This is a genomic window from Stenotrophomonas sp. YJH_SMC_48-3 (assembly GCF_059369375.1).
On record NZ_JCAFSQ010000013.1, the window covers coordinates 78,917 to 94,656 of the forward strand.

The window sequence follows — 15,740 nt, forward strand, 5'->3', positions numbered from 1 at the left end:
CAATGGACCGGATCGATCGCTTCCGCATCTTCACCCGGGTGGTGGAGTGCGCCAGCTTCACCCGCGCCGCCGACCAGCTCGGCCTGCCCCGCTCGACCGTTTCGGCGGCGGTGGCCGAGCTCGAACAGAGGCTCGGCACCCGCCTGCTGCAGCGCTCGACCCGCCGGGTGTCCACCACCCATGATGGCGACGTGTTCCATGCCCGCTGCCTGCGCCTGATCGCCGAGGTTGAGGACGCCGAATCGCTGTTCCGTCAAGACGATGCGCAACCGGTCGGTCTGCTGAAGATCGACGTGCCCAGCCGCATCGGCCGCCGCATCATCGCACCGGCGCTGCCCGAATTCTTCGCGCAGTATCCGCAGGTGGAAGTGGACCTGGGCATGACCGACCGCGCGGTAAACCTGATCGAGGACGGTTGCGATGCGGTGCTGCGGGTCGGTCAACTGGGCGATTCCAGCCTGGTGGCGCGCACGCTGGGCCAGCTCGACTTCGTCAACGTCGCCGCGCCCGCTTACCTGCGCGAACACGGCATGCCGCAGCATCCTGCCGACCTGCCGCAGCACCGCGCGGTGAACTACGCGTCGCCGACCACGGCACGGGTGGAACCGTGGGAGTGGCAGGACGGCGGCCAACTGCGCACGCTGCCGATGCCCGGCTGGGTGCGGGTGAACAGCGCCGAGGCATCGATTGCGTGCTGTGTGGCGGGGTTGGGGTTGCTGCAGATTCCGCGCTACGACGTGCAGGCCGAACTGCAATCCGGCGCGTTGGTGGAGGTGATGCCACAGCACGTAGCGCAGCCCTTGCCGGTGACGCTGTTGCAACCGCATCGGCAACACCGCGCGCAGCGTGTTCAGGTGTTCATCGAATGGCTGCTGCCGGTCTTGAGGGCCGGCCTGCAGCTGCAGTAGATCCACGCCATGCGTGGATGCATGCATCCGTGCCAACCAAGGTTGGCACCTACCGAGCGATGGCAAATCGCGGTAGATCCACGCCATGCGTGGATGCTTCTGTAGCGTCGAGCCATGCTCGACTCATCCCGTCATCGCGCGAAGAGCAGCCGAGCATGGCTCGGCTCTACAGAAAGCAGATCCCGCGAGCAGATCAATCCGGGCCATGCGTGGATGCAAGCCGCAGTGCCAACCAAGGTTGGCACCTACCAGAGGCGGTGGCCGTGGAACCCGGGGCGTTACGCCCCGGATTCATCGGGCTTCACCCGGAACCACGCCGCATACAGCGCCGGCAGGAACACCAGCGTCAGCACCGTACCGACGATCAGGCCGCCCATGATCGAGATCGCCATCGAGCCGTAGAACGCGCTGCGCGACAGCGGAATCATCGCCAGCACCGCCGCCAGCGCGGTCAGCACGATCGGGCGGAAACGGCGCACCGTGGCATCGATGATCGAATGCCAGCGGTCATGCCCGGCATCGATGTCCTGCTGGATCTGGTCGATCAGGATCACCGAGTTGCGCATGATCATGCCGGCCAGTGCGATCGTGCCCAGCAGCGCGACGAAGCCGAACGGCGCCCGGAACAGCAGCAGGAACAGGGTCGCGCCGATGATGCCCAGCGGCGCGGTCACCAGCACCATCGCTGCACGCGAGAAGCTGCGCAGCTGCAGCATCAGCAGCGTGGCCACCACCACCAGGAACAGCGGCATGCCGGCCTTGATCGAGTTCTGGCCACGTGCCGAATCCTCCACGGTACCGCCGGTTTCCAGCAGGTAACCACTGGGCAGCTCGGCACGGATGCCATCCAGTGTGGGCAGGATCTGATGAACCACGTCCAGCGCCTGCATGCCATCACTGATGTCGGCGCGCACGGTCACCGTCGGCAACCGGTTGCGGTGCCAGATGATGCCGTCCTCGAAGCCGTACTCCATCGTCGCCACCTGCGACAGCGTGATGCTACCACCGTTGGCGGTGGGCATCGACAGGCTGGACAGCAGCTCCAGCTGGTTGCGCTCATCGGACGGCCCGCGCAGCAGCATCTCGATCTGGCGATTGCCTTCGCGATACACGCTCACCGACTGCCCGGCCAACGAACTGGACAGGAACTGGCTGACCTGGGCGCTGCTAACGCCCAGCGCACGGGCGCGCTCCTGGTCGACCACCAGGCGCACCACCTTGCTCGGCTCGCTCCAGTCCAGGTTGACGTTCATCACGTGCGGGTTCTCCCGCACCTTGGCCTCGACCTGGCGCGCGATCGCCTGCACCTTCTCGATGTGCTCGCCGGAGATGCGCATCTGCACCGGATAGCCGACCGGCGGTCCGTTCTCCAGGCGGGTCACGCGCATCTGCACGTCCGGGAACTTCGGGATCACCTCGTGCAGCAGCCAGTCGCGGGTGCTCTCGCGCGCCTTGATGTCCTTGGCCAACACCACGAACTGGGCGAAGTTGGTCGCCGGCAGCTGCTGGTCCAGCGGCAGATAGAAGCGCGGCGAACCGGTGCCCACATAGGACACGTAGTTGGCAATGCCCTCGCGGCGGGACAGCAGCTTTTCCAGCTTCTCGGCCTGGGCCTGGGTCGAGCGCAGCGAGGCGCCCTCGGCCAGCTCGATGTCCACCATCAGCTCCGGCCGGGTCGAGTCCGGGAAGAACTGCTGGGGCACGAAGCGGAACATCATCAGCGAGAACACGAACAGGGCGATGGTCGCGGCGATCACCCACCAGCGATGGCGCAGGCAGGTATCGAGGAAGCGGCGGAAGCTGCGATAGAACGGGCGCTGGTACGGATCATGGTCGTGCCCATGCTGCGGCGGCGCAATCAGGTTGGCCAGCGCCGGGTAGCGGTCGGCCCACTGCTGGCGCTTGGCATGCCAGCGCGCGGACAGGCTGCCCGGCTTGGGCGGCTGCGGATTGAACAGGTCCGGCAGCATCTTGTCACCCAGGTAGGGAATGAACAGTACGGCCGCGATCCACGACACCACCAGCGCGATGGTCACCACCTGGAACAGCGAACGCGTATATTCACCGGTGCTCGATGCCGCCGTGGCGATCGGCAGGAAGCCGGCTGCGGTGATCAACGTACCGGTCAGCATCGGGAACGCAGTCGATTCCCAAGCGAAACTGGCCGCGCGCAGGCGGTCGTAGCCCTGCTCCATCTTGGTGGCCATCATCTCCACCGCGATGATCGCATCGTCCACCAGCAGGCCCAGCGCCAGCACCAGCGCGCCCAGCGAGATCTTGTGCAGGCCGATGTCGAAGTAGTGCATGACGAAGAAGGTCATCGCCAGCACCAGCGGAATGGTGACGCCCACCACCAGGCCGGTGCGCAGGCCCAGCGAGAAGAAGCTGACCAGCAGCACGATCACCACCGCCTCGGTCAGCACCTGCACGAACTCGCCGACCGACTCTTCCACCGATTGCGGCTGGTCGGACACCTTGCGCAGCTGCATGCCGGCCGGCAGGGTCTTCTGCAGCCGTTGGAACTCGGCATCAAGGTTGGCACCGAGCTTGAGGATGTCACCGCCATCCTTCATCGCCACCGCCAGGCCGATCGCCTCTTCGCCCATGAAGCGCATCTTCGGCGACGCCGGATCGGCGAAGCCGCGCTTGACCTCGGCGATGTCACCCAGGTGCACGGTGCGGTCGCCAGCACGGATCGGGAACTGGCGGATTGCTTCGATGTCGTTGAACTGGCCGGTCACGCGCAGCTGCACGCGATCGGTGGCGGTCTCGAAGAAGCTGGTGCCGGTGACCGCATTCTGGTCGGCCAGCGCCTGCTGTACCTGCTGCATCGACACACCCAGCGTGGCCAGGCGGGTGTTGGACAGCTCGATCCAGACCTTCTCGTCCTGCAGGCCGACCAGGTCGATCTTGCCGACATCGGGCACGCGCTGCAGTTCCAGCTGGATGCGGTCGGCGTAGTCGCGCATCACCGCGTAGTCGAAGCCCTTGCCGGTCAACGCATAGATGTTGCCGTAGGTGTCGCCGAACTCATCGTTGAAGAACGGGCCGACGATCTCGCGCGGCAGCGTCGCACGGATGTCGCCCACGCGCTTGCGCACCTGGTACCACAGGTCCGGGATCTGCCTGGAACGCAGGCTGTCGCGGGCCATGAAGATGACCTGCGATTCGCCGGGGCGCGAATAGGAGCGGATGAACTCGTACTCGCCGGTGTTCATCAGCGCCTTCTCGATCGGCTCGGTCACCTGGCGCGAGACCTGCTCGGCGGTGGCGCCCGGCCACAGCGTGCGCACCACCATCGCCTTGAAGGTGAATGGTGGATCCTCGGACTGGCCCAGGTGCTTGTACGACCACGCGCCGATCAGCGCGAAGGCCAGCATCGCGAACAGCACCAGCGGGCGATTGGCCAGCGCCCACTCGGAAAGATTGAAGCGGCGCACCGGCTTACTCCCTGGCCTTGGCGGCAGCGGCCGGCGCGGCCGGCTTCAGCACCGGGCGGTTCTGCCGGTCCACGGCGATCACCGGCTGGCCCGCTCGCAGCAGGTGGCCACCGGCGGCAACCACCCAGTCACCCGCGTTCACGCCGGACAGCACCGGCACGGTCTCGCTGCCAAACGCACCGGTGGTGACCGAGGCGGCCTTCAGCGTGCTGTTGGCCGGATCGACCACCCACACGCTGGCGGCACCGTTGACACCGCGCTGCAGCGCGCCCAGCGGCAGCTGCAGGGTACCGTGGCGACCGGCGCTGCTGTAGACGCGCGCGCTCTGGCCCAGTTCGACATCGGCCAGCGCATCGGCGGCCAGGCTGACGCGGGTGGCATAGGTGCGTGCCTGCGGATCGGCGGCGGCGGCGATCTCGCGGATCGTACCGGGCAGGCGCTGGCCCGGGCGGTTCCACAGTTCCACCTCGACCGGCTGGCCGACCGCGTAGTCGCGGATGGTGGCTTCAGGCAGGTCGATCAGCACTTCGCGGCCGCCATCGGCGGCCAGGTTGAAGATGGTCTGGCCGGCGGACACCACCTGCCCGGCTTCGGCCTCGCGGCTGGCGATCACGCCATCGGCCGGCGCGCGCAGCTGCGCGTAGTCAGCCTGGTTGCGCAGCACATCGAGGTTGGCGCGGGCCGCATTGGCCTGGCCCTGCGCGGCCTTGAACGCCGCGGACTGCTGGTCCAGCTGCGAGCGGCTGACCAGTTGCTGGTCGGCCAGCACCTGGTAGCGCTTGAGGTCATCGCGGGCACGCACCAGGTCGGCCTCGGCCGCAGCCAGCTGCGCCTGTGAGGCACGGGCCTGCAGCGCGAAGTCAGCCACGTCCAGTTCGGCCAGCACGTCGCCCTTCTTCACCCGCTGGCCGGCATCGACGTGGCGCTTGACCAGGTTGCCTCCGACGCGGAACGACAGCGGGCTTTCCTGGCGGGCACGCACCGTGCCCGGGAATGCCGCCGGCGCCTGTCCGGCCTGTTCGCCGGGGTGAACCACCAGTACCGGCACGGCCGCCTGCGGCGCCTGTTCCTGTCCCGAACAGGCTGCCAGCGCAGCCACCCACACCATACCGCCCATCCAGCGCACGATCTTCATCGGTCAACGTCCTGAAAACGCAGGGTTGCAACAAGGGGGAGCCGCGACTGCCGGCCCAATTTAATAAACCGGCCGGTATAGTATAAATATCGAACCGCTTGGTCTAGTATTGTTGCGATGAGTTCTTCCACTTCCCGCAAGCCGTCGGCCAAGCCTGCTGCCAAGGCCGCCGGACCCGGGCGCCCCAAGGATCTGGGCAAGCGCGCGGCGATCCTTGAAGCAGCCAAGGTACTGTTCATCGAACAGGGGTATACCGGCGTGAGCATGGACACCATCGCCGCCCAGGCCGGCGTCTCGAAGCTGACCGTGTACAGCCACTTCGGCGACAAGGAGACCCTGTTCTCCGAGGCCGTGCAGTCAAAGTGCATTGAAATGCTGCCCGATGCCCTGTTCGTGGCCGACACGGACGGCCCGCTGCGCGACCAGCTGATCGGCATCGGTCTGGCCTTCTTCGAACTGATCACCTCCGACGCGGCGATCTCGATCCAGCGCATGATGATGGCGCCGGAGACCGACGAACGCCTGCGCGAGCTGTTCTGGAAGGCAGGACCGGAACGTACCTGCGAGGCCCTGGCTGACTTCCTGCGGGCACGCGCCGAGCGCGGCGAGCTGGAAATCACCGACTATTCGCTGGCTGGCGAGCAGTTCCTGACCCTGGTCAAGGGCGAAGTGCACATGCATATGATGTGCGGCATGCCACTGTCACCGGTGGAATGCGACCCTCTTGCCCACGTGACCGCCAGCATCGACTTCTTCCTGCGCGCCTACGCGCCGCGAGGGGCCGGAACAGCTGAATAACCAAAACTGAACGAACCGGAGGTCGCGATGACTTCCGGCACTGCGACCCCGGCCCCCGGCAGCTGATGCTCTGGGCGCGCCGCCGGCCTCCGGCACCGGTAAAATGGCCGGCCCACTGCGCTGGATTTGAACCTCATGACGATTGATTACGCCCACGCCCGCGAACTGATGGTGGAACAGCAGATCCGTCCCTGGGACGTGCTGGACATCAAGGTGCTCGACGTCCTGGCCCGCCTGCCGCGCGAGGCTTTTGTCGCCGATGCACACCGGGCACTGGCCTACGCCGATGTCGAACTGCCGATCGGCCACGGCCAGAAGATGATGAAGCCGGTCATCGAGGGCCGTACCCTGCAGGCGCTGGACCTGCAGCCGGGTGACGAAGTGCTGGAAATCGGCACCGGCAGCGGCTTCCTGGCCGCCTGCATCGGCGCGCTGGCGCGCGATGTGCTGAGCCTGGAAATCGACCCGGAGCTGGCCGCCGCCGCGCGTGCCCGCCTGGACGCTTCCGGCCTGGGCAGCAACGTCCGCGTGGAAGTGGCCGATGCCCTGTCCTGGCAGACCGAACGCCGCTTTGACGTGATCTGTGTCACTGGTGCGGTCGACGTGGTGCCGTCACAGTTCGCCTCGTGGCTGCGTCCGGGTGGCCGCCTGTTCGTGATCCACGGCCGCTCGCCGGCGATGGAGGCCCTGCTGGTCAAGGCCGACGGCAGCTCCGAGTCCCTGTTCGAGACCGATATCGATTACCTGCGTGGTGCCGCCCCGGCCCCCCAGTTCCACCTCTGAGTCCAAGGAAGCCGCAATGATCCGCCGATCCCTCGCTGTTGCGCTGGCCACTGCCCTGCTGCCGTTGTCCGCCCATGCCGCCGACCTGCTGCAGGTCTACGAAATGGCCCGCAACGGCGATCCGCAGCTGTCGGCCGCCGAATCGACCCGGCTGTACGACAAGGAAGGCGCCGTGCAGGCGCGTGCCGCCCTGCTGCCGCAGATCAACGGCCAGGCCGCGCTGAACCGCACGCGCAGCGAGCCGAACGCCGACGCCAACTCCGGCTCGTTCACCAACAAGCGCCGCACCTACACGATCGACGGCAGCCAGACGCTGTTCAACTGGACCCAGATCAACAACCTGCGCTCGCAGCGTGAGCTGAGCAAGGCGGCGGACTTCACCCTCGAATCGGCCAACGACAACCTGATCGTGCGCACCTCGGCGGCCTACTTCAACGTGCTGGTGGCGATCGAATCGCTGAACGCCGCGCAGACCAACGAAGCGGCCGCGAAGAAGCAGTTCGACTTCGCCGACAAGCGCCTGGAAGTGGGCCTGGCGCCGATCACCGACGTGCACGAAGCACGCGCCCAGTACGACCAGGCGCGTGCCAACACCATCATTGCGCAGAACACCCTGGCCGATAACTACCAGGCCCTGACCGAACTGACCGGCCAGCCGGTGACCAACCTGCGTGGCCTGCCGGCGGACTTCCGCCCGGAAGTGCCGGCCAACCGCGGCAACATCGATGAGCTGGTGCAGCAGGCCACCACCCAGAATCCGGCGCTGAAGGCGCAGGAGCTGAAGGTCAGTGCGGCCGAAGCTGGCGTGCAGGCTGCCCGCGGCGGCCATTACCCGACCCTGTCGCTGGGCGGCAGCTGGGGCAAGAGCGCGACCTGGGGCGACAGCACCGGCGCCGGCTCGTTGTCGCCGGACGCACGCACCAACAGCATCGGCCTGACCCTGAGCGTGCCGATCTTCTCCGGTGGTGCCACCCAGTCGGGCGTGCGCCAGGCGCTGGCCCAGCGTGACATCGCCCAGGACGGCTACGAGCAGCAGAAGCGTGCCCTGGACCGCAATACCCGCAATGCCTACCAGACCCTGGTGCAGGGCATCAGCGAAGTGGAAGCCCGCCGCTTGGCGGTGGTCTCGGCGCAGAGCGCGTACGACGCTTCGCAGGTCGGCCTGGAGGTCGGCACCCGTACCGTGCTGGATGTGATCCAGAACCAGCGCATCCTGTTCTCGGCGCAGCTGGACTACGCCCAGGCCCGTTACACCTTCCTGCAGAACCGCCTGCTGCTGAGCCAGTCGCTGGGTGCACTGGACGTGGCCGAGCTGCAGGACGTGAACCGCCTGCTGACCCAGGACGCGGGCAATCCGGCAACGACGACGCACTGAGCCGTCGCCAGCCGGCAACGAAAAGCCACCCGCGAGGGTGGCTTTTTTGTGCGCGATGCACGGCCATCAGCCGGGCCAGGCCCGCAGCCACCCGATGGCGGCCAGCATGCACAGTCCGGCGGCCACAGGCGCCAGCAGCGCAAGGCCACGTGCCAACGGTGACTGCCCGCGCAGTACGGCCAGGCACAGGGCGGCCATCACCACCAGCACGACCGGGCCGGGCAGCACCGGCAGGATGCCCGCGGGCACGCCGAAAGCCAGCACCGCCGCTGACAGAATCAACGCGACCGGCACCGCCTGCACATGCATGCCGATTGCTTCGTCATGCCGTGCCGGCCACAGCTGCATCGCCAAGCACAGGCCCACCCGCAGCAGCACCAGCAGCAGCGCGGCCAATCCGGCCGCGCCGGCCAGCGGCAGCAACGGCATCAGCCACTGCAACTGCGGGTGCGGTTGCAGGGCTACCGCCAGCGGTCGCGTGCTGTCCAATGCAGGGAACTCGACCAGCCCGGCCTGCAATGCAGCGACCACGATCAGCAACAGCATGGCCAGCAGCAGCATGCCCGCCAGCAGCCGCGACTGGCGCGCCTTCACCTGCCCGCCCAAGCCGGGAAATCCAACCGCCAGGCCCACGCTGGCGAACGCACCCAGCAGCGGCACGCTCGCCGCCAATACACCACCAAGCCCAAAGCGATAGGGAGCCGTCGCCTCCGGCAGCCAGGGAATCCAGTGCGCGTAGTGCATGTAACGGGCTGCCAGTGCCACCAGCAGCAGGCCGGTCCCGATCTTCATCGTCAACAGCGCACACGCCACCAGAACCATTCGTCGCCACGGCAGCAACCCGACTACACCAATCAGAAGCACCGCCAGGCTGGCCATCAGCGGACCCGGCACCGCGTAGTCGGCCTCGACTCCACAATAGGCCAGCAGTGCACGCAGATGACGGGCCAGCGATTGCGCCACGCCACCCATGGTCGCCACCAGTTCCAACAACAGCGCGCCGCCGAGCACACCGGCGGATGCCCGGCCCCAGCACGCACGCAACACTCCCTGCAGGCCATCGACAGCCGGCAGCTGCTGGTTGAGGGCGTGCAGGCAATACAGCAGTGGCATCGTACCCAGTGCGGCCAGCAACAGGCTCAGCACGATGGCCGGCCCAGCCTCGGCCGCCGTGTGCTGGCCGATCAGCGCGACCACATTGCCCCCCAGCAGCAGCGTCAGCGCCACCACTGCAAGATACTCCATGCCGGGCCGGGCATCACCGATGCCCTCCGGCCTGCTGCCCCCATCCATCGCAAGCTCCCTTGATATCCGTCCAAGCGCGGTCGACAGCAGGCTGGCAGCCTGCGCCGAAGGGCGGTATCAGAATCCTTGCCGTGCACGCCGCGATGTGACCGCAGACACGCCCAGCGACGCGCACCCGGTTCTGTCGCGACAGAACTCCGCCCGCTAAGCAGAATTGATGCAGTCGATCACGTCAGTCGACGGACTGGGCGCAGGCCTGTGCGGCCGGTGGACTCAGCCGCGCGGCGGCGGCAGATGTGGCGCGACCAGGGCCAGCGTGCGCTGCAAAGCGCCACGGCCATTGCTGATCAACGTGCAGCCTGCCCGCGCCATGTCCTCGCGCGCCTGCGGGTCCTGGAGCAGGTGCTGCAGCAGGTCACCCACCGCTTGCACGTCATCGCCGATCAGCAAGGCACCGGCCTCACGCATGCGGCGGGAGATCTCGGCGAAGTTGTGCAGGTGGGGGCCGGTCACAGCCGCAGTACCCATTGCCGCCGGTTCCAGCAGGTTGTGGCCACCAATCGGCTGCAGGCTGCCGCCGACGAAGGCAACCTGCGCGCAGGCATAGAACGGCATCAGCTCGCCCAGGGTGTCGATGACGAATACATCCGTGCCGGCCTCGGGCCATTGCTTCGCACGACGGGTCGCCACGCTCCAGCCCTGCTCGCGCGCCAGCGCCTCCACCTTCGGGAAGCGCTCGGGGTGCCGCGGCGCCCACAGCAACAACAGGTCGGGGTGCTGCTGGCGCAGGCGCCGATGCAGGTCGATCACCGCCTGCTCCTCGCCATCATGGGTACTGGCCGCGATCCACACCGGGCGCCCGGCGGGCACGCAGGCGTGGAACTGCTCGACGAAGCCCTGCACATCCGGCGTGGCGATATCGAACTTGAGGTTGCCCAGGGCCTGCACCTGTTCCCGCGCCGCCCCCAGCTGCACGAAGCGCGCGGCGTCGTCCTGCGACTGCGCGGCCACGCAGGTGACCGTGCGCAGCGCACGGCGGATCAGCGCCGCCAGCACCCGGTAACCGCGCAGCGAACGCGCAGACAGGCGGGCGTTGAGGATATAGACCGGAACATGGCGGTCGCGGCAGCCGAACAGCATGTTCGGCCACAGCTCGGTTTCCAGGATCAGCGCCAGGCTGGGCTGGAAGTGGCCGAGGAAGCGGTTGACGCTGCCCGGCACGTCGTACGGCAGATAGACGTGGTCCAGCGCGTCCCCCCACAGCGCACGCACGCGCTCCGAACCGGTCGGCGTGATGGTGGTGATGACCCAGCGGATGTCCGGACGCTGTTGGCGCAGGGCATTCACCAGCGGCGCGGCGGCATTGACTTCGCCCACCGAGACCGCATGCAGCCAGACCCGCGGCTGGCCGGTCGGCTGCGGATACGAGGCATAGCGCTCGTCCCAGCGCCGGAAGTATTCACGGACCCGGAAACCGCGCCAGACCAGGTGGTACACGGTGATCGGCAGCAGGATGTAGAGCACGGCCGAGTACAGGCCGCGCAGGATCCATTCGGCAGGGTCTTTGCGCATGCGGCAAGGATACGGGAGCCCCCCGGGAAAGACACGCTGCCGGGTTGGTAGAATGGCGCCATGTCCGATGCCACCACCGCCGTCCGTCCGTCGCTGCGCGATCCCCGCAACTGGCCGATGTTCGCCGCCATGCTCGGCGCCTTCGCCATCGCCCGCCTGCCATGGATGCTGCAGCGTGCGCTCGGTCGGGGCGTGGGCTGGATCAGCTGGCGCCTGCTCGGCAGCCGCCGTCGCGCCGCCGAAGTCAACCTGCGGCTGTGTTTCCCGGAAAAGGACGAAGCCTGGCGCCAGCGCCTGGTGCGCGACAGCTTCGACGCACTGGGTGTGGGCGTGTTCGAGTGCATCCGCGCGTGGTGGGGCAGCATCGACCGCATCCGCCCACAGGTGCAGATCGAAGGCCTGGAACATCTGCGGCGGATGCAGGCCGAAGGCCGCGGCGTACTGCTGGTGTCCGGCCATTTCATGACCCTGGAGATGTGCGGCCGCCTGCTGTGCGACTACGTCGATCTTTCAGGCATGTACCGCAAGCACAAGAACCCGGTGTACGAGTGGGCGGTGAAGTTCGGCCGCCTGCGCTATGCCAAGGCGATGTTCGCCAACGAGGACATCCGCGCGACCGTGCGCCACCTGAAGAAGGGCGGCTTCCTCTGGTACGCGCCGGACCAGGACATGCGCGGCAAGGACACCGTGTTCGTGCCCTTCTTCGGCCATACCGCATCCACCATTACCGCCACCCACCAGCTGGCGCGGATGACCGGTTGTGCGGTGATTCCTTACTTCCACCGCCGCGAGGGCGGGAAGTACTTCCTGAAGATCGGCGCGCCGCTGGAGAACTTTCCCAGCGAGGATGTGGAAGCCGATACCACGCGGGTCAACCAGGCCATCGAAGCGATGGTGCGCGAGGCTCCCGACCAGTACCTGTGGATCCACCGCCGCTTCAAGCGCCAGCCCGGCGGCCGGAGTGATTTCTACAAATAACGGTGGGGCGGGAGGGTTTCGTCCACGCATGGCGTGAATTTGATGACGCGGAGCATTCTGAAGTAGATCCACGCCATGCGTGGATGCTCTAATCCGGGTGCCGGCACCTACAACGGCCAACGGCACCATGCGTGCGGGTACTCACCCAACGTGCCGGCCAGGCCCGCACGGACCGGATTGGCCAGGATGTACATCGCCTTCTCATGAAGGGATTCATCGCTGCGTACGGCATGATCGTGGTAACCGTGCTGCCACAGCGCCCCTCGTCGCTCCAATCGCCGGTTCAGCAGTCGGCTGCTGCGTGATTTGAGCAGGGCCATGCACTCGGCCAGGGTTCCACTGCGCAGTTCCATCAACCAGTGCAGATGGTCAGGCATCACCACCCAGGCGAGACTGTGGCTGAAGCCCCTACGCTCGACGAAGCGCAGGGTGTCGATTAGGATCGCCATGTTCGCCGCATCGGCGAATAACGGTTCACGGCCAAGGGTTGCCGTGGTCAATGAGTACACGTTGCCGGTTCGGGAATACCGACCGTAGCGAAGTCTGGGGCTGGCCATGCCTCCAGCGTGCGCGAACTGCCGGGGCACCGATAGTGGAGATGTCACCGTGTTCAGGTCGGGAAAGCCTCATCCACGCATGGCGTGGATCTACTGATCGACTCCATGGTTGATCCCTACCATGCGCGGATGCGCGGTCACTTCACCGGCGGGGAATCATCTGCGTCGCGGGCCAGCAGGCTGCCGGCGAACAGGGCTGCCAGCAGCACGGTCAGGCCGCCCCAGAACGCGGAATAGAACGCCAGATGCGTGTTGAGCGGGAACACGGTGACCGCCAGCGCCAGCATCGCAGGGCGGGCCCGGTCACGCGCGGCCGTCGGTGCATAGCGCCAGGCCCGCCAGGCCTGGGCCACGGCTGCCAGCCACAGCAGCAGGCCGATCACCCCGGTTTCTGCCAGGATTTCCAGCACGATCTGATGCGCGTGCAGGGCGGGAGCATCCCCCCATACCGCCAGCCCCTCTTCGGCCACGCAGGCGGGATAGGCATCGCGGAAACCGCGTGCGCCGACGCCGTTGAACGGGTGTTCTTCGATCATGCAGACGGCGGCTTCCCAGATACGCGCGCGCCCCGACAGTGCCTCGTCGACACCGCGTTCGCTTCCATCCCACGCCATCGCGGTACGCGCAAGGCGTTCGCGCAGCTGCGGCACGCCTGCGGTGAGCACGCCGGCGCCCAGCACGCCGAGCAGCGCCAGCAGCAGCATCCGCTTCACACCGAACTGGCGCACGCCGCTGTAGGCCAGCACCAGCGCGAAGGTGATCCACGACGCGCGCGAGCCGGCCAGCAGCAGCACGCAGCCCAGCGCCGCCGCGGCCAGTACCCAACCCGGATTGCCAAAGCGACGCGCCAGCGGCAACAACAGGAACGGTGAGAGACTGGCCAGGACCTGGCCGAACTTCAGGTTGCACGGCCCGAGTGCCCCACTGAGGCGATCGACCACGGCTGCCTCAGTGGCCGGGCACAACGCGTGACCACTCACCGCAAGCTTCAGCTGCTCAAGCGACCAGAACCACGGGCTGGTTCCGGCCAGCGCCTGCACCAGCGCATCCAGCGTCCATGCGCCGGTGATCAGCGCCAGGCCACCGAAGGTCAGCCGCCTGCGTTCCGGCGTGGCCACCGCGATCGCCACCAGCCACATGAAGGGCAGGTAGCGCAGGCCGGCAGCCGCCTTCGTCCACGACGCTGCCGGATCGATTGCATCAAACGCCGAGAACGCCTGCGGCAGCCAATAGCCGAGGAACAGGATGGAGGTCAGCGCCCACGCTGCCGTGCTCAACAGATGCGGGCGGCGCTGCAGGCGGCGCATGACCATGCGCGCGGCGGCGTAGACCGCGCCAAGGCCCAGCACGGTCTCCGCGATGCCCGGCAATGGCCACAGTGCTACGTACGTCAGCACCCACCACGGCGCCCAGCGCCCGGCGCGGTCGTCGCGCACGGTGACGGCGGAGTCAGCCAGCGAGGTCGGCATAGAGGCGGAGGGTATCGCGCTGCATGGCCTGCAGCGTAAACGGGATGCGGGTCGGCAAGAACGGCGGCTGCGCCAGCAGGGCCAGCGCACGTTCACCCAACGCGCGTGCATCGCCCAGCGGCACCGCGCCAGCGGGCTGCAGCTGCCGAAGCAGTTCGCCGACGCCACCATGATCCCAGCCCAGCACCGGACGGCCGACCGACAGCGCCTCGACCACGGTGCGGCCAAACGCTTCCGGTTTGTCCGACAGCTGCAGCACCAGATCGCTGGCTGCATAGGCCTGGGCGATGCGCGCGGTCGGCGTGCTGATCTGCACGGCGTCGGTCACGCCCAAGGCAGTGGCCTGCCGGCGCAGGTCGGCCACGTAGGCTTCGCGGCCCGGTTCATCGGTGCCCAGCATCCACAGCTGTGCCGGCACACCAGCTGCACGTACATCGGCGAGCAATTGCAGCGCATGGGCATGTCCCTTCAGCCGGGTGCCCCGCCCCGGCAGCAGCAGCAGCGGGCCCCCAACCTGCGCCAGCCACGGGTAGTCGGCTGCCAGCGCCAGTCGTGGCCGGCGGTCGGCGCGGGCCACACGCGGAAACTGTGTGACATCGACGCCGCGCGGAATCACCTGCAGCTTCGCTTCGGGTACCGTCGGATAGTGCCGCTGCACGTAGTCGCGCACGGTGTTGGACACGCAGATCACGCGTTCACCGCTGGTCATCACCGCGCTGTAGCGACTGGGCGAATTCAACCCGTGCACGGTGGTTACCCAGTGCGGGCGCTGGGCGGCGGGCATGGCACGGATCGCGTACAGGCCCAGCCATGCCGGCAGCCGCGAACGGGCGTGCACGATGTCCGCGCCGACTTCAGCGAACAGGCGGCGCAGGGTCGGCAGGTGGCGCAGCGTCAGCAGCGATTTGCGGCCGATGTCGAGGGTGAGGTGCTCGGCACCGCTATCGAGCAGGGGCTGCACCAGGCGGCCACCGGCGGAGACCACCAGCGCACGATGGCCGGCAGCGACCAGGGCCGCAGCGATTTCCAGGGTCGAGCGCTCGACACCGCCGGAGTGCAGCGCCGGCAGCAACTGCACCACGGTCAATCGGCGCATCGAAAAGGCCGCCGTTTAGTCGGCCAGCACGAACACGGAACCGCAGTACGGGCACTGCGCTTCGCCATTGGGCTCGTCCTCGATCGGCAGGTATACGCGCGGATGCGAGTTCCACAGCGCCATTTCCGGGGTCGGGCAGCTCAGCGGCAGATCGCTGCGGTGCACGGTGTAGCGCTTCTCGGCGTTGGCGGGCGCAGTGGCGGTATGGCTCATGGCGGATGTCGATGAACGGGTTGCGAGGCCTGTGATTCTAGCATCCGGGCCGCCCCGACATTGCGCAACAACAGGTCTTTGCCCGCCGCAGGGCGTCTCCTTGCGCGGTTGCGCGGCAGATCCAAGGCCTCGCACTGGCGGAAATCCTTCAATCGATCCAGCGGGTTCACG

General features: G+C 67.4%; 13 protein-coding genes. 5 read left to right on the plus strand and 8 right to left on the minus strand.

Annotated features, from left to right (window positions below; translation table 11 throughout):
- Window positions 1-2 precede the first annotated feature (2 nt).
- Entirely contained in the window at window positions 3-908 is a 906-nt protein-coding gene (locus AC5P65_RS18350) for a LysR family transcriptional regulator (protein ID WP_021202147.1), read from the plus strand.
- 278 nt (window positions 909-1,186) lie between these two features.
- Here AC5P65_RS18350 and AC5P65_RS18355 read toward each other — a convergent pair whose 3' ends face one another.
- Window positions 1,187-4,348 carry an efflux RND transporter permease subunit gene (locus AC5P65_RS18355; RefSeq protein ID WP_111099201.1) on the minus strand — a complete coding sequence of 1,054 codons (3,162 nt, stop codon included), beginning with the start codon at window positions 4,346-4,348 and terminating at the stop codon, window positions 1,187-1,189.
- A 4-nt stretch (window positions 4,349-4,352) separates the two neighbouring features.
- The gene (locus AC5P65_RS18360; protein WP_111099200.1) at window positions 4,353-5,483 is read right to left on the minus strand and encodes an efflux RND transporter periplasmic adaptor subunit; all 1,131 of its coding nucleotides are present in this window, start codon (window positions 5,481-5,483) and stop codon (window positions 4,353-4,355) included.
- Window positions 5,484-5,600: 117 nt separating this feature from the next.
- Here AC5P65_RS18360 and AC5P65_RS18365 point away from each other — a divergent pair, with 117 nt between their 5' ends.
- The 3 genes from AC5P65_RS18365 to AC5P65_RS18375 all read left to right on the plus strand — a co-directional run bounded on the left by AC5P65_RS18365 (window position 5,601) and on the right by AC5P65_RS18375 (window position 8,439).
- Complete coding sequence (locus AC5P65_RS18365) at window positions 5,601-6,281, plus strand: TetR/AcrR family transcriptional regulator (protein ID WP_019662051.1); 681 nt, start codon at window positions 5,601-5,603, stop codon at window positions 6,279-6,281.
- Between the two features lie 135 nt (window positions 6,282-6,416).
- On the plus strand, window positions 6,417-7,064 hold the full coding sequence (locus tag AC5P65_RS18370) for a protein-L-isoaspartate O-methyltransferase family protein (RefSeq protein WP_019662052.1): 648 nt from the start codon (window positions 6,417-6,419) through the stop codon (window positions 7,062-7,064).
- Between the two features lie 16 nt (window positions 7,065-7,080).
- Window positions 7,081-8,439: a TolC family outer membrane protein gene (locus tag AC5P65_RS18375; protein WP_005419128.1), complete on the plus strand. Its 1,359-nt coding sequence runs from the start codon at window positions 7,081-7,083 to the stop codon at window positions 8,437-8,439.
- 66 nt (window positions 8,440-8,505) lie between these two features.
- On the opposite strand, the gene AC5P65_RS18380 is transcribed toward AC5P65_RS18375, so the two are convergent.
- Together AC5P65_RS18380 and waaA are read right to left on the minus strand one after the other, a co-directional pair.
- Complete coding sequence (locus AC5P65_RS18380; RefSeq protein ID WP_241744897.1) at window positions 8,506-9,732, minus strand: APC family permease; 1,227 nt, start codon at window positions 9,730-9,732, stop codon at window positions 8,506-8,508.
- Between the two features lie 225 nt (window positions 9,733-9,957).
- Window positions 9,958-11,256, minus strand: coding sequence for a lipid IV(A) 3-deoxy-D-manno-octulosonic acid transferase (gene waaA, locus AC5P65_RS18385; protein WP_111098065.1), 1,299 nt, complete (start codon window positions 11,254-11,256; stop codon window positions 9,958-9,960).
- Window positions 11,257-11,316: 60 nt separating this feature from the next.
- On the opposite strand from waaA, the gene AC5P65_RS18390 reads away from it, so the two are divergent.
- Window positions 11,317-12,234: an LpxL/LpxP family Kdo(2)-lipid IV(A) lauroyl/palmitoleoyl acyltransferase gene (locus AC5P65_RS18390; RefSeq protein ID WP_058983548.1), complete on the plus strand. Its 918-nt coding sequence runs from the start codon at window positions 11,317-11,319 to the stop codon at window positions 12,232-12,234.
- A gap of 107 nt (window positions 12,235-12,341) precedes the next feature.
- Here the strand turns inward: AC5P65_RS18390 and AC5P65_RS18395 are convergent, their stop codons facing one another.
- From AC5P65_RS18395 to AC5P65_RS18410, 4 genes are all read right to left on the minus strand, one after another.
- Entirely contained in the window at window positions 12,342-12,791 is a 450-nt protein-coding gene (locus tag AC5P65_RS18395) for an REP-associated tyrosine transposase (protein ID WP_021204348.1), read from the minus strand.
- A 137-nt stretch (window positions 12,792-12,928) separates the two neighbouring features.
- Window positions 12,929-14,260, minus strand: coding sequence for an O-antigen ligase family protein (locus AC5P65_RS18400; protein WP_021204349.1), 1,332 nt, complete (start codon window positions 14,258-14,260; stop codon window positions 12,929-12,931).
- On the minus strand, window positions 14,241-15,356 hold the full coding sequence (locus tag AC5P65_RS18405) for a glycosyltransferase (protein ID WP_019662058.1): 1,116 nt from the start codon (window positions 15,354-15,356) through the stop codon (window positions 14,241-14,243). Before AC5P65_RS18405 ends, AC5P65_RS18400 begins: the two co-directional genes overlap by 20 nt.
- Window positions 15,357-15,371: 15 nt before the next feature.
- Window positions 15,372-15,569: a zinc-finger domain-containing protein gene (locus AC5P65_RS18410; protein WP_005410967.1), complete on the minus strand. Its 198-nt coding sequence runs from the start codon at window positions 15,567-15,569 to the stop codon at window positions 15,372-15,374.
- Window positions 15,570-15,740 lie beyond the last annotated feature (171 nt).

Bases quoted from the DNA above. Each gene is read 5' to 3' on its own strand.
- AC5P65_RS18350 (WP_021202147.1), top strand. From the start codon at position 3: ATGGACCGGATCGATCGCTTCCGCATCTTCACCCGGGTGGTGGAGTGC.
- AC5P65_RS18360 (WP_111099200.1), bottom strand. From the start codon at position 5,483: ATGAAGATCGTGCGCTGGATGGGCGGTATGGTGTGGGTGGCTGCGCTG.
- AC5P65_RS18365 (WP_019662051.1), top strand. From the start codon at position 5,601: ATGAGTTCTTCCACTTCCCGCAAGCCGTCGGCCAAGCCTGCTGCCAAG.
- AC5P65_RS18370 (WP_019662052.1), top strand. From the start codon at position 6,417: ATGACGATTGATTACGCCCACGCCCGCGAACTGATGGTGGAACAGCAG.
- AC5P65_RS18375 (WP_005419128.1), top strand. From the start codon at position 7,081: ATGATCCGCCGATCCCTCGCTGTTGCGCTGGCCACTGCCCTGCTGCCG.
- AC5P65_RS18380 (WP_241744897.1), bottom strand. From the start codon at position 9,732: ATGGATGGGGGCAGCAGGCCGGAGGGCATCGGTGATGCCCGGCCCGGC.
- waaA (WP_111098065.1), bottom strand. From the start codon at position 11,256: ATGCGCAAAGACCCTGCCGAATGGATCCTGCGCGGCCTGTACTCGGCC.
- AC5P65_RS18390 (WP_058983548.1), top strand. From the start codon at position 11,317: ATGTCCGATGCCACCACCGCCGTCCGTCCGTCGCTGCGCGATCCCCGC.
- AC5P65_RS18395 (WP_021204348.1), bottom strand. From the start codon at position 12,791: ATGGCCAGCCCCAGACTTCGCTACGGTCGGTATTCCCGAACCGGCAAC.
- AC5P65_RS18400 (WP_021204349.1), bottom strand. From the start codon at position 14,260: ATGCCGACCTCGCTGGCTGACTCCGCCGTCACCGTGCGCGACGACCGC.
- AC5P65_RS18405 (WP_019662058.1), bottom strand. From the start codon at position 15,356: ATGCGCCGATTGACCGTGGTGCAGTTGCTGCCGGCGCTGCACTCCGGC.
- AC5P65_RS18410 (WP_005410967.1), bottom strand. From the start codon at position 15,569: ATGAGCCATACCGCCACTGCGCCCGCCAACGCCGAGAAGCGCTACACC.